2 protein-coding genes are annotated in these 14310 nt (G+C 77.8%); both read right to left on the bottom strand.

The features are described 5' to 3' along the window. Positions 1 to 6939 (bottom strand): beta-ketoacyl synthase N-terminal-like domain-containing protein (locus E1283_RS17690; RefSeq protein WP_132819034.1); only part of this gene is annotated, 6939 nt, incomplete at its 3' end. After that, positions 6936 to 14270 carry a type I polyketide synthase gene (locus E1283_RS17685; RefSeq protein WP_207930442.1) on the bottom strand — a complete coding sequence of 2445 codons (7335 nt, stop codon included), beginning with the start codon at positions 14268 to 14270 and terminating at the stop codon, positions 6936 to 6938. The genes E1283_RS17685 and E1283_RS17690, both read right to left, overlap by 4 nt. Between the last annotated feature and the right edge of the window lie 40 nt (positions 14271 to 14310).

Genomic DNA, 14310 nt, shown 5'->3' with positions numbered 1-14310 from the left:
CACGGCCGCCGCGGCCGCCGCCGGGTCGCCCGCCTCGACGGCCGCCACGATGGCGCGGTGCGCCGGCAGCGAGGACGCGACGGCCCCCGGCGTCCTGGTGCTCACGGCGAAGCTGTGCTCCAGCGCGTCCCGGTGGTGGGTCGCCAGGTGGTCGGCGAGGTCGTGGAGGGTCTGGTGCTCGAAGAACAGGGTCGACGGCAGCGGCCCGAAGGTCCGCTCCAGACGCCTGGTCAGCCGCGCGATGAGCACCGACTCGATGCCGTAGTCCTTCAGCGGGGCCCGGGGCCTGATCCGGTCGGCGGGCAGCCGGGCCTCGGCGGCCAGCACCTCGACGAGGAACGCCTCCGCGCGGCCGACCGGATCACCCACCGGGGCGGGTGCCGGTTCCGGTCCCGGTCCCGGTCCCGGTTCGGGGAGCCGCTGCTCCGCCGGCGCGGCGGGGACGGGAGGTGGTTCCTCGGTGACGGCGGGCGGGCCGGCCGGCCACTCGCCGGCGGCGAGCCGGGTGGCGAGTTCGTCGAGCGAGGTGCGCACCGTCAGCGCGACCGGCGGCAGCCCGACGGCCAGCTCCCGCCCGACCCTGGCGGTCACGCGGGCCCGGCCGATGTCGTCGAGTCCCAGGTCCACCGAGGTGAGGGTGGAGTCCAGGTCCTCGACGGCCAGCCCCAGTTCGTCGGCCACGGCGGCGAACAGCGCCTGCCGCGCCCGTCCGGCCGCGACCGGCGCGGCGGTGCCCCGCCCGGTGGCCGGGGCGGCCTCCCCCTCGGGGACCCCCTCGGGGACCCCCTCGGGGACCCAGCAGCGCTCGCGGGCGAAGGCGTAGCCGGGCAGCGGCACCCGGCGCACCGGGCCGCCCGCGTACCGGCCGGCGAAGTCGAAGGCGCCACCGGCCGCCCAGGCGCGGCCCACGGCCACCAGGTCGGGACGCGCGCCGAGCGGGGCGGCGGGGGCGGCGGGCCGGTCCGGGTCGGTGCTCCCCCGGTACGCCCCCGGCGGCTGCTCGCCGGCCGCCACCCGGGCCAGTTGGTCCCGCAGTTCGACCGTGGAGCCGGCGACCAGCGCCAGGCGGTGCGCGAAGGTGGCGCGGCCGAGCTGGGTGGTGGCCGCCACGTCGGGCAGCGGGGTCTCCGGATGGTCGGCCAGGTGGCGGGCCAGCAGGTCGGCGCCGCGCCGCAGGCTGTCCTCGGTGGCGGCGGAGAGCGTGACCAGGGCCGCCGCGTCCGGGTGCCCGGTCACCGGCCTGGCGTCCCGGTGCTCCTCCACCACCAGATGGGCGTTGGTGCCGCTGAACCCGAAGGAACTGACGGCCGCCCGGCGTGGCCCCGGTGAGTCCCAGGGCCGCGCGCGGGTGGCGACGGAGAACGGGGTACGGGCGAAGTCGATGAGGTCGTTGGCGCGTTCGAAGTGCAGCGAGGGCGGGACGCGGCGCTCGCGCACCGCCATCAGGGCCTTGATCAGGCTGGCGATCCCGGCCGCGTGCGAGGTGTGGCCGAGGTTGGACTTGACCGAGCCGATGGGCACCGTGCCGTGGCCTCGGACGCGTTCGCCGAAGACCTCGGTGAGCGCCTCGATCTCGATCGGGTCGCCGAGCCTGGTCCCGGTGCCGTGCGTCTCGACGTAGCCGACGGTGGCCGGGTCGATGGCGTGCCGCCGGTAGATGTCGCGCAGGAGCTCGGCCTGCGAGCGGGCGCTCGGCGCCGTGATGCCGTTGGTCCTGCCGTCCTGGTTGACGCCGCTGGCCCGGATGACGCCGTGGATCGGGTCGCCGTCGGCCAGCGCCGCGGCCAGCGGCTTGAGCAGGACGACGCCGACGCCCTCGCTCATCACGATGCCGTCCGCCGAGGCGTCGAACGGCCGGCAGCGGCCGGTGGGCGAGAGCATGCCGATGGACGAGGTGAGGAGCTGGTGCTCGGGCGTGGCGAAGACCGCGACGCCGCCGGCCAGCGCCAGTTCGCACTCGCCGGCCGCCAGGCTGCGGCACGCCTGGTGGACGGCGACCAGCGAGGAGGAGCAGGCGGTGTCCACGCCGAAGGTGGGTCCCGTGAGGTCCAGGTGGTAGGCGACCCGGGCGGGCAGGATGGCCGGCGAGTTGCCGGTGAAGACGTGCGGCGAGCCGAAGTGGCCGCGCTCCCTGATGAGTTGGGTGTAGTCGGACGGCGGGGCGCCGGCGAACACGCCGCACCTGGCCCGGCGCAGGGCGTGCGGGTCGATGGCGGCGTCCTCGATCGCCTTCCAGCTCTCCTCCAGGAAGAGCCGCTGCTGCGGGTCCATCAGGTCGGCCTCGGCCGGGACGATGCCGAAGAACAGCGGATCGAAGCGGTCGGCGTCGGGCACCTGGCCGCCCCACCGCGAGTAGGTCCGCCCGGGGGCGGGCGGCCAGGGCTGGTACAGGTCGGCCAGGTTCCAGCGGCCGCCCGGCGGGATCTCGGTGACGGCGTCGTGGCCGTCGAGGATGTTGCGCCACAGCTGCCGGTAGTCGGCGGCGTCGGGGTAGCGGCCGGCCATGCCGATGACGGCGATGTCCAGGGCGCGGGGGTCCCCCGGCGGCTCGGGCCCGGCGCCCGGTGCCGGGACGTGCGGCGCGGCGAACCCGGGTGCCGCGAACTCCGGTACCGGGCTCGTCGGTGCCGCGCTCGTCGGTGCGGGCGCCGCGGGTGCCGGGGCGGCGGGTGCCGTCGCCGCGCCCTGGGCGATGGCGAAGGCGGCGAGCGCGCGGGCGGACGGGTGGTCGAAGATCACCGTCGTCCTGATGTCGACGGCCAGCCGGGCGTTGATGCTCTCCACCAGCCTGACGGCCAGGATCGAGTCCACGCCGTACTCGGCGAACGACGCCTCGGGACGCACCTCGTCGGGGGTGGTCCCCAGCGCGTCGGCGACCAACTCGATGATCAACCGCTCGACGGCCTCCGCGCGCGCCGCCTCGTCGCCGTGGACCCCGCCCGTCTCGACGGTGACGACAGGGACGACGGGAACGGCGGGGTCGGCGGGGTCGGCGGCAGCGGGCTCGGCCGCGGCCGGTCGGCCGTCCGCGGCGGTCACGACGAGCCGGTGGCTGGAGGCCGCGTCCCCGGTCAGTCCCGGGCCGTAGGCGGTGAGCCCGGCGAAGCCGGTCCTGGCCGCGCTGGCCCGCCAGCCGTCGACCGAGAGCAACGGCGCGTCGGGGATCCGGCGTTCCGGGTCGCGGTAGAGGTGCCAGCCGTCCAACAGGCCGATGGTCACCGCCATGACGTCGTGGTTCTCGACCGCCTCGCCGAGCACCAGCAGGCCGTCCGGGGTCAACAGCCGACGCACCCGGGCCATCGCGGCGTCGATGTCCGAGACGGCGTGCAGCGCCCCGACCGCGAACACCACGTCGAAGGAGCCCTCGGCGAAGCCCTGTTCGACCGGGTCCTTCTCGATGTCGAGCACCTGGAAGCGGGCGAAGGGATAGCGCGGGCCGAAGGTCCTTCGCCCATGGGCGACGAAGACGCCGCCGATGTCGGTGTACAGATACTCGACGTCCGCGCCGGACTCGGCCAGGTCCGCCAGCGCCTGGTGCGAGGTGCCGCCGGTGCCGGCGCCGATCTCCAGGACGCGGACCCGGCCGCCGCGCTCCGCCGCCCGCTGCCGGGCCGCGGTGGCGACGTACCTGGCGGTGAGCCGGCTGTAGAAGTCGTAGACCCGGTTGCCCCGGTAGATCCCGGCCATCAGGTCCATGCCGCCGCCGGGGAACAGCACCTCGGTGGCGGGCCGCCGGCCGCGCAGCGTCTCCGGATAGGCGTCGAGGGCGACGTCGAGGAGCCGCAGGAACGGCGCGACCTCCGGGTAGCGGGCGGTCAGGTCGGCGCGCAGCGGCGCGGGGTCGGGCGCCGGGCCGGTGAGGGTCACCCGGTCGCCCGCGACCCGCAGCAGGCCGTGGCGTTCGAGGACGTGCAGGCAGGCGTCGAAGAACCGCGCGAACGGGTCGGTGACGCCCATCCGGGCGCGCAGTTCGGGCACCCGGCCGCCCTCGGGTGGCAGGCCGAGTTCGTGGAAGCGGCGGAGCACGGCGCTGGCGCCGTACCTGCCGAGCAGCCCCAGGTGGGCTTCGAGTTCGTCGTCCACCCTGACCAGGGTCGGCTCGAAGGCGGCGCGCACCCGGTCCACGAACACGCCGCCGGCCGGAAGGCCGCCGGGAGTGTCGGTGGGAGTGTCGGTGGGGGTGTCGGTGGCGGTCATGGTTCCCCTTTCCGAGGTGGGGCCGTCCGCCGTGGCGGGTACGGCCGCGGGCGGGACGTCGAGCCAGAACCGCTGCGGGGCGAACGGGTAGCCGGGCAGCGGGAGTCGGCGGGCCGGGCCGCCGTTGAGCGCGGTCCAGTCGGGGGTGGCGCCGGCCACCCACAGGTCGGCGGCGCCGGGGAGGTCGCCGGCCAGGTAGCGCTCGGCGCAGGCGGCGGTGGCGGCGCGCCGGGTGCGGTGGCCGTCGTCGTGGGCGACGCCCGTGACCACACCGGTGTCCTCGCCGGCCAGGTGGCGCAGCAGCAGGTCGGCGGCCTCGGTGGCGTCCCCGGCCACCAGCGCGAGCCGCGCGGGCAGGGGCGGGCGGCCGGTCTGGAGGGTTCTGACGACGTCCGCGAACGGCTCGTGGTGCGCGGCATCCGGCTCCCCGGTCCGGCGCAGGTGCGTGGCGAGCCGCGCCGCGTAGGCCCGCAGCCGTTCCGGGTCGCGCGCCGAGAGCACCAGCAGTTCGGGGGTCGCGGGCCGCCTCGGAAGCGGCCGTTGCGGGTACTCCTCGAGCACCGCGTGGGCGTTGGAGCCGCCGGCCCCGAAGGAGCTGACCCCGGCGCGGCGCGGCAGCTCGCCCCGCTCGTCCCTGGCGCGCGGCCACGGTTCGGCGGCCTGCGGCACGTGGAAGGGCGAGGCGGCGAAGTCGATCTCGGGGTTGAGGGCGGCGGAGTGCAGCGAGGGCGCGATGCGCCCGTGCCGGAGCTGGAGCAGCGCCTTGGTGACGGCGGCGACACCGGCGGCCGCCTCCAGGTGGCCGATGTTGGACTTCACGGAGCCGAGCGCGCACGGGCTCGTGCGGTCTCCGAAGCCCTCGCGCAGGCCGGCGAACTCCACCGGGTCCCCGAGGGCCGTGCCGGTGCCGTGCGCCTCCACGTAGCCGACGCTGTCCGGCTCGGTGGCGGAGTCCTCCAGCGCGCGGCGGATCACGGCGGCCTGCGCGGCGGGCTTCGGCACGGTGAATCCGGCCGCGGTGCCGCCGTGGCCCACGGCGGTGCCGCGCACCACGCCGTGGATCGTGTCGCGGTCGGCGAGCGCGCGGTGCAGCGGCTTGAGGAACAGGGCGCCGACGCCCTCGCCGGGCACGTAGCCGTCGCCGCCCGCCCCGAAGGACCGGCAACGGCCGTCCGAGGAGAACATGTTCAGCTGGCCGAGCAGCAGGTACTTGTCCGGGTGCAGCAGCAGGTTGACGCCGCCGACCAGGGCGGCGTCGCACTCGCCGAGCGCGAGGGCGCGGCAGGCCAGGTGCAGCGCGGTCAGCGACGAGGAACAGGCGGTGTCGACGGCGAGGCTGGGGCCGGTGAACCCGAAGGAGAACGACACCCGGTTGGCGATCGAGGACAGGCCAGAGGTGACCGCGCCCGGCCGGCCGCCACGGGTCGCCTCGACGCCGAGCAGCCGGTAGTCGGTCCAGGTGGCGCCGACGAACACGCCCACCCGGTCGTGGGGCGCGGCGAAGTCCGCGGGCTGGTAGCCGGCCGCCTCGACGGCGGCGTAGGCGGTCTGGAGGAAGAGCCGCTCCTGGGGGTCCATGGCGGCCGCGGTGCTCGGCGCGATGCGGAAGAACAGCGGGTCGAAGGCGTCGACGTCGGTGAGGAAGCCACCGCTGGTGCCGGGGTTGGCGCCGGCCGTGGGGTAGTCGCCGAGCCGCCAGCGCTCGGGGGGCACCGGGCCGACGGCGTCGTGGCCGCCCAGCAGGTTCTCCCAGAAGCGGTCGAGGTCCTCGGCGTCCGGGTAGCGGCCCGCCATGCCGACGACGGCGATGTCGAGGCCGCCGGTCCTGGGACGGTCGACGACGTCCGGTGTGGTCGCCGACGCGTCGGTGGCGGCCGGTGCGTCGGTGGCGGGTGGGCCCGAGGGGCCGTGCAGCACGGCCACCTGCTGGCCGGCCGGGTCGTAGAGCCGCACCTCGGGGGCGGGCCCCGGGAGCACCTCGACGAAGCGGACGGCGATCCGGCCCGCCCCGGCGGCCGGGGTCTGGGTCTGGGTCTGGGTCTGGGTCCGGGTCGGCCAGATCCTGGCCCGGTCCAGCCGGGTGAGCGGCGGCGCGGCGGTCGGCCGGGTGTCGTCCCCGGCCAGGGCGAGGGCGAGGGCGGCGTCGAGGAGCGCCGGGTGGAGCAGGAAGCCGTCGTCGCGGGCCGCCGCCTCGGCGCCCAGGGCGAGTTCGGCCAGCAGCCCCTCGCCCCGCCGGACGACGGTGCCGCCGGCGCGCAGGTAGCCGCGGTGGGTCACGCCGTGCCCGGCCAGGGCCTGGTAGACGTCGTCGAGCGGCCGGGCCGCGGGGGACGTCAGCGCGGCCCTGGCGGCGGCGAGGTCGAGTGGTTCCGGCGGCTCCTCGGCGGCGGCCGGCACGAGCGCGCACTCGGCGTACGGGCGCTCGTCCGCCGTGCCGTCGGCCGGCCCGGTGGAGACGCGGACGTCGGCCCCCTGGCCGTCCGGCCGGGGCCGGGAGCGGAACAGCAGGTGGCGCTCGCGGTCGTCGGGCAGGGTGAGCTGCTCGGTGACGCGCAGCCCGCGCAGTTCCACGTCCGCGGGGTCGAGGCCGGAGGCCGCGGCGGCGCGGAACAGCGCGTCGAGGAGCGAGACGGCCGGCAGCGCGGGCGTGCCGCCGAGCAGGTGGTCCCGTACGACGGGGTCGCCGGGTCGCAGCAGGGTCCGGAAGTCGCCGATCCGCGCGGCGGGTGGGAGACGGGTCATGACAGGGGCTCCAACTGGAGTAATGGCGCCGGGACGGTGACGGACGGATCGAAGACGTCGCTGGCTTCGGTCACCGCCCCGTGGTCCTCGGTTCCTGCGGCTTCCGGGCCGGTGGGTTCCGGCGCGTGGTGGTCGAGGCCGGCGGCCAGTCGCCGGGCGAGCGCGGCGGCGGTCGGGGCCTCGAAGACGAGCGTGGTGGGCAGGCGTTGGCCGGTGGCGGCCGACAGGTGGTTGCGGAGCTCCACCGCCATCAGGGAGTTGACGCCGAGTTCGAGCAGCGGGGCCGCCGGGTCCACCGCCTCCGCGCCGCCGTGCCCCAGCACCGTGGCCACCAGGGTGCGGACGAGTTCCAGGACCTCGGCGTCCCGCTCCTCGGCGGGCAGCGCCGCCCAGCGGTCGGCCGGCTCGGCCGGCGGCGGGGCCGCGGCCGCGGCCGGTTCCCTCGGGGCACTCGCGGCGACGAGGTCGCGCAGCGGCGGCGGGACGGCACGGCCGTCGTCGGCCGGCGTCACGACGCGCAGCGGGACCAGCAGCGCGGCCCCGGCCAGCCGGGCCGCGTCGAACAGGGACAGCGCCTCCTCGGGTTCGAGCGGGGCCACCCCCGTCTGACGCATCCGGCGCAGGTCGGCCTCGGCCAGCCGGCCGGCCATGCCGTCCCCGGCCCACGGGCCCCAGGCCAGTGAGCGTGCCGGGCGGCCGCGTGCCACGCGGTGCTGGGCCAGCGCGTCGAGGAAGGCGTTGGCCGCCCCGTAGTTGGCCTGCCCCGGGTTGCCGAGCACGGCGGCGGCCGAGGAGAACAGCACGAAGTCCGTCAGGTCGGCGTCGCGCGTCAGCTCGTCAAGGTGGACCGCGGCGTCGACCTTGGCGCGCAGCGCGTGGGCCAGCCGGTCGGGCGTCAGGTCCGCGAGCAGGCCGTCGTCCAGCACACCGGCCGCGTGGATCACCGCGGTGAGCGGGTGTTCCCCCGGGATCCCGGCGAGCGCGGCGGCCAGCCGGTCCCGGTCGGCGGCGTCGCAGGCCACCACGCGCACCGTGGCGCCGAGCCCGGCGAGTTCGGTCACCGTCCGGGTGGCGTCGGGCGCGGCAGCGCCGCGCCGGCTCAGCAGCAGCAGGTGGCGCGCGCCGTGCGCGACGACCAGATGGCGGGCGAGGGCGCGGGCCAGGGCGCCGGTGCCGCCGGTGACGAGCACCGTGCCGTCCGGGTCGAGCCGCCGCCCGGGCCCGGCGCCCGGCGTGGCCGGGGCGAGGCGGGGCAGGTGGGTCCGGCCGGCGCGCACGGCGTACTGCGGCTCGCCGCCGCGTACCGTCCCGGGCAACGCCCGCCAGCTGGCCGGGTCCTCGTCGACGTCGACCAGGACGAACCGCCCCGGGTGCTCGCGTTGCGCGGCCCGCAGCAGCCCCCAGACGGTGGCCTGGTCGGGGGCCGGCACGTCGTCGCCGGGAACGGCGGCGAACGCGCCCCGGGTGACGGCCACCAGCCGGGAGGCGCCGAGGCGGTCGTCGGCCAGCCACGCCCGCGCCACCTCGAGGGCCCGGGCGGCGGCGTGGTGCGCGGCGGCGGCCGGGTCGCCGGGGGCGGCGCCTGGGTCGCGGCCGAAGAACCAGACGTCACCCGGCGCCGGCCCGCCGGCCGCCACCGCCCGGCCGAGCGCGGCCGGGTCCCGGTGTCCCGTCACGGCGGCGCCGGTCCCGGCCAGTGCGGCCGGCACCTCGCCGACGGTCACCCAGGCCGGTGGGCCGGCGGCGTCGACCCGGCGGTCGACGGGCGTCCACCGCTGCTCGTACAGGGAGTCGACGTGGCCGCCGGCCGTCCGCAGCGTGCCCGGCGCGATCGCCCGTACCGCGAGGGTGCCGACGACGGCGACCGGCTCGCCGTCACCGTCCGCCAGCTCCATCCGGATGCCGTCCACGGTGCGGGCGGTCAGCCGGGCCCGCAGGGTCCTGGCGCCGGTGGCGCGCAGCCGCACGTCCTCGACGGCGAACAGGATCGGGACGCCGCCCGCCGCGGTCCCGCCCCCGTGGCCGAACGCCTCCAGTTGGACGTGCCCCGCGGAGTCCAGCATCGCCGGGTGGATGCCGTACCGGGGTGCCTCCCCGGCGTGCTCGTCGGGCAGCCGCACCTCGGTGAACCACTCGTCGCCGCGCCGCCAGGCGGCGCGCAGGCTGCGGAACGCCGGCCCGAAGGTGTAACCCCGGCCGGCCAGCCGCTCGTAGAGCAGGGAGACGTCGACGGCCTCGGCGCCGGCCGGCGGCCACTCCCGCAGGTCGGGCAGGGCCTCGTCGGCGTCGGCGGGGCCGGCGGTGAGCACGCCGGTGGCGTTGCGGGTCCACGGCTCCTTGGCGGCGAGCGGTTCCGCCCGGGCGGTGTCGGCGGGCCGCGAGTGGACGCCCACCCGCCGCCGCCCCCCGGCGTCCGGGGCGCCGACGACGATCTGCACCAGGACGGCGTCGTCGGCGTCGAGCACGATCGGGTTCTGGAAGGTCAGCTCCTCGACGAGGTCGCCCCCGGTCTCCCGGCCGGCCAGCAGCACGAGTTCGAGCAGCGCGAGGCCAGGCACCACCACGGTGCCGCGCACCGCGTGGTCGGAGAGCCAGGGCTGTTCGCGGGGGGCGAGCCGGCCGGTGAACAGCCACCCGCCGGTGTCGGCGAGCCGGGTGGCGCCGGTGAGCACCGGGTGGTCGAAGGGCGGCCGTCCGTCGGTGCTCGCCGGGGACCCGGCGGCGGACGCGGTGGCGGAGGTGGAGGAGGAGGTGGAGGAGGTGGAGTGGGCGGCCGGCTGGCGCGCCGTCAGCCAGTAGCGCTCGCGTTGGAAGGCGTAGGTGGGCAACGCGACGGTCCGGCCGGCGCCCTGGACGGCGGCCCAGTCGAGCGGCACGCCGTGGGTGTGCAGGGCGGCCAGGGCGGTGGCCACCGCCCGCGGCTCCGGCCGCGGGGTGCGCAGCAGCGGAACGAGCAGCGGGGCTTCCTCGCCCTCGGCAGGCGGCGGCAGGCAGTCCCCTGCCATGCTGGTCAGCACCGCGTCGGGGCCGAGCTCCAGACAGGCCGTCATGCCCTGCCCGCGCAGGGTCAGGACGCCGTCGGCGAACCGGACGGCCTGCCGGGCGTGCCGGGCCCAGTAGCCGGGGCTGGCGATCTCCTCGGCGGTGAGCGGCCTCCCGGTGAGGTCCGAGACGACGGGCACCCGCGGCCTGGTCCAGGCACAGCCGGCGGCCTCCCGTTCGAACTCGGCGAGCATGCCGTCCATGTGCGGCGAGTGGAACGCGTGGCCCACCCGCAGCCGGCGGGTGCGGCGACCGCGCGCCGCCCAGTCGGCGGCCGCCCGGAGCACCGCGTCCTCGTCCCCGGACAGCACCACGGCCTTCGGGCCGTTGACGGCCGCCACCGCGACCCGGTCGGGGAGGGCGGGAAGCACCTCGTCCTCGGCGGCCTCGACCGCGACCATGGCGCCGCCGGCCGGCTGGGCCTGCATCAGCCGGCCGCGGGCCGCGACCAGCCGGGCGGCGTCGGGCAGCGGCAGCGCGCCCGCCAGGTGGACGGCGGTCAGCCCGCCGATCGAGTGGCCGAGCAACTGGTCGGGGTGTACCCCGTGTTCGGTGACCAGCCGGTGCAGCGCCACCTGGAGGGCGAACAGCGCGGGCTGGGCGTACTCGGTGCGGTCGAGCGACGCCGCCTCGGGCGAGCCCTCCTCGGCGAGCAGCAGCGGGAGCAGTGGCCGCTCCAGATGCGGATCGAGATGGGCGCACACCTCGTCGAGCGCCGCCGCGAACCCGGGGTGCGCGGCGTACAACTCCCGCCCCATGCCGGGGCGTTGGCTGCCCTGGCCGGTGAGCAGGAACGCGACGCGGCGGCCGGTCCTGGCCACCCCGGTGGTCGCCCTGGGGTGCGGGGCGCCGGCGGTGAGCGCGTCGAGCGCGGACTCCAGGCCGGCCCGGTCGTCGGCGACGACGACGGCTCGGTGGCTGAGCTGGGCCCTGGTGTGGGCCAGCGAGTGGGCCAGGTCGGGCAGCGCCCGCCCCGGGTGGTCGGCGAGGTGGGCGCGGAGCCGGCCGGCCTGGGCCCGCAGCGCGGGCAGCCCCCGGCCGGACACCGGGAACAGCAGCGGGCCCCGGGCGCGAGGCGGATCGTCGACGGTGGCCGGCTGGTGCTCTGGCGCCTGTTCCAGGATCAGGTGCGCGTTGGTGCCGCTGATCCCGAAGGCGGAGACGGCGCCCCGGCGGGGCCGACCCGACGCGGGCCAGTCCCGCTCCTCGGTGAGCAGCCGGACGGCACCGGCCGACCAGTCGACGTGCGGGGTGGGCCGGTCCACGTGCAGGGTGCGCGGCAGGTGCGCGTGGTGGAGTGCCATGACCAGCTTGATGACGCCGGCCACGCCGGCCGCCGCCTGGGTGTGGCCGATGTTGGACTTGACCGTGCCCAGCCACAGCGGGCGGGCGGTCGGCCGCTCGCGGCCGTAGGCGGCGAGCAGCGCGCCGGCCTCGATCGGGTCGCCCAGGGTGGTCGCGGTGCCGTGCGCCTCCACCACGTCGACGTCGGCGGGTGCGAGGCGGGCGTCGGCGAGGGCGGCCCGGATGACGCGCTCCTGGGCGGGCCCGTTGGGGGCGGTCAGACCGTTGCTGGCGCCGTCCTGGTTGAGGGCGGATCCCCGCACCACGGCCAGCACCGGGTGGCCGTTGCGCACGGCGTCCGACAGGCGTTCGAGCAGCACCAGGCCGACGCCCTCCCCCCAGCCCGTGCCGTCGGCGGAGGCGGCGAAGGAGTGGCAGCGGCCGTCCGACGACATCCCGCCCTGCCGGCTGAACTCCACGAACGGGGTGGGGGCGCACATCACGGTGACGCCGCCGGCCAGCGCCAGGTCGCTCTCGCCGGAGCGCAGCGACCGGCACGCCAGGTGGATGGCGACCAGCGAGGAGGAACAGGCGGTGTCCACGGTCACCGCCGGGCCCTCCAGACCGAGCGTGTAGGCCAGCCGCCCCGAGACCAGGGCGCCGGATCCGCCGGTGATGCGGTAGCCCACCACCTCGTCGGCGGGTTGTTGGAGCCGTTCCGCGTAGTCCTGCCCGACCACGCCCACGTACACGGCGGTGCGGCTGCCGCGCAGGCCGTCGGGGTCCACGCCGGCGCGCTCCAGCGTCTCCCAGGCGGTCTCGAGGACGAGGCGCTGCTGGGGGTCGGTGGTGACGGCCTCGCGCGGGCCGATGCCGAAGAAGCCGGCGTCGAACCCGGCGACGTCGTCGAGGAATCCGCCGTGGTGCGCGCGGCTGGCGCCCGGCCGGGTCGGGTCGGGGTCGAGGAGGGTCGCCAGATCCCAGTCGCGGTCGTCCGGCAGCCCGGTCATGGCGTCCTCGCCGGCGGCGACCAGCCGCCACAGGTCCTCGGCCGAGGCCACGCCGCCGGGGAAGCGGCAGCCCATGGCGACCACGGCGACGGGCTCCGCCTCGTCGGCGGGCGGGAGGCCGGCGGCGGCGCCCGGCGGGGCCTGGGCGGCGGCCTCGGCCGGGGTGCCGAGCAGCGCGGTGGTCAGGTGGGCGGCGAGCGCCTCGGGCGTGGGGTGGTCGAAGACCACGGTGGTGGGCAGCCGCAGCCCGGTGGCCTCGGCCAGCCGGTTGCGCAGCTCGACCGCGGTGAGCGAGTCGAACCCGGCGTCGCGGAAGGCGAGGTCACCGGCGATCGCCGCCGGACCCTCGTGGCCCAGCACCTGGGCGGCCCGGCCCCGCACCAGGTCCAGGGCGAGGGCCTGGCGTTCCGTCGGGGCGGCCGCCGCGAACCGGCCGGCGAAGGCGTCGGCGGCGGACTCGCCGGCGGCGCTCCGGGACTCGGACGCGGAGTGGGCGGCGGGCCAGGTGGCGCGCCGGTCGGGGAGCGCGGACAGCAGGGGGCTGGGACGTGCCGCGGTGAAACCGGTGGCGAACGGGTCCCAGTCGACGCCCGCGACCACCAGCTCCGTCTCGCCGTCCGCGAGCGCCTCCAGCAGGGCCCGGGTGGCCAGCTCGGGATCCATCGGGAGCATGCCGCGGCGGCGCAGCAGCGCTCCGGTCTCCCCGGCGCCCATCCCCTCGGCGTCCCACAGGCCCCAGGCGACGGAGGTGGCGGGCAGGCCGCGGGCCCGGCGGTCGGCGGCCAGCGCGTCGAGGTAGGCGTTGGCGGCGGCGTAGGGGCCCTGGTGGCCGCCGCCCCACACGGCGGCGCCCGAGGAGAACAGCGCGAACGCGGTCACGCCGGAGTCGGGGCCGAACAGCTCGTCCAGGTGGGCGGCGCCGGCGGCCTTGGCGCGGGCCGCCTCGGCCAGGTGCTCGGGCCCGGCCTGCTCCAGCGGCACGGTGGTGCCCATGCCGGCGGCGTGGAACACGGAGCGGATCGGGGTGCCCCGGTCCGCCAGGTCGCCGACGAGCGCGGCGAGCGCCTCGCGGTCGGCGGTGTCGCAGGCGACGATCTCGGCGGTGGCGCCGAGGTCGCGGAGCTCGGCGACGAACTCGGCGGCGCCCGGCGCCCGCGGGCCGCGCCTGCCGGTCAGCACCAGGTGGCCCACGCCGGCGCCGGCCAGCCGGCGGGCGAGGTGCCTGCCGACGGCGCCGGTGCCGCCGGTGATCAGCGCCGGCCCCTCGGGCGGCGCCGGCCGGCCGGGGTCCGCGGCCCTGGCGTGGGGCAGCAGGCGGCGGGCGAAGACGCCGGAGCCGCGCAGCGCGACCTGGTCCTCGGCCGCCGGGTCGCCGGCGGTGACCGGGCGGGCGAGGACCGAGGCCAGCCGGGCTCCGGACCGTTCGTCGAGCCGGGCCGGCAGGTCGACGAGACCGCCCCAGCGGTCGGGCAGTTCCAGCGCCAGGACCCGGCCGAGGCCCCAACTCATGGCCTGCCGTGGGCTGATCGAGCGGTCGGACCGGCCGATGGACACGGCTCCCCGGGTGACGCACCACAGCGGCGCGGTGCCGCCCGTCTCGCCCAGGGCCTGGGCCAGGGCCAGGGTGGCGGGCAGGCCGGCCGGCACGGCGGCCGGGTCGTCGGGGTTCGTCGTCTCGTCGAGGGCGAGCAGGGACAGCACGCCGGCGGCCTCCTCGACGCCGGCCGTGCGCAGGGCGGCGGCGAGCGCGGCCCGGTCGGTGCCGCCCGTCGCGACGGGCAGCACCACGGGCTCGGCGCCCCCGGCGCGCAGCGCGTCGGCGACCTCCTCGGCCGCCCGGCCGAAGCGGTCGCCGAGCGGGGTGAGCAGTGGCCAGCGGCCGGAGAGCTCGGCGGCCGGCGGGGTGACGGGGTGCCAGACGACGCGGTGGCGCCAACCGTCGATCGTGGTGCGGGCGTCGCTCTCCCGGCGCCACGCGGCGAGCGCCGGCAGCACGGCGGCGAGCGCCCCCGACGCCCCGCCCTCGGCCTGGCTC

Origin of the sequence: Streptomyces hainanensis, from assembly GCF_004348415.1 — a bacterium.
Lineage (GTDB): Bacteria > Actinomycetota > Actinomycetes > Streptomycetales > Streptomycetaceae > Streptomyces > Streptomyces hainanensis.
This window is presented reverse-complemented; position numbering and strand designations above follow the sequence as displayed.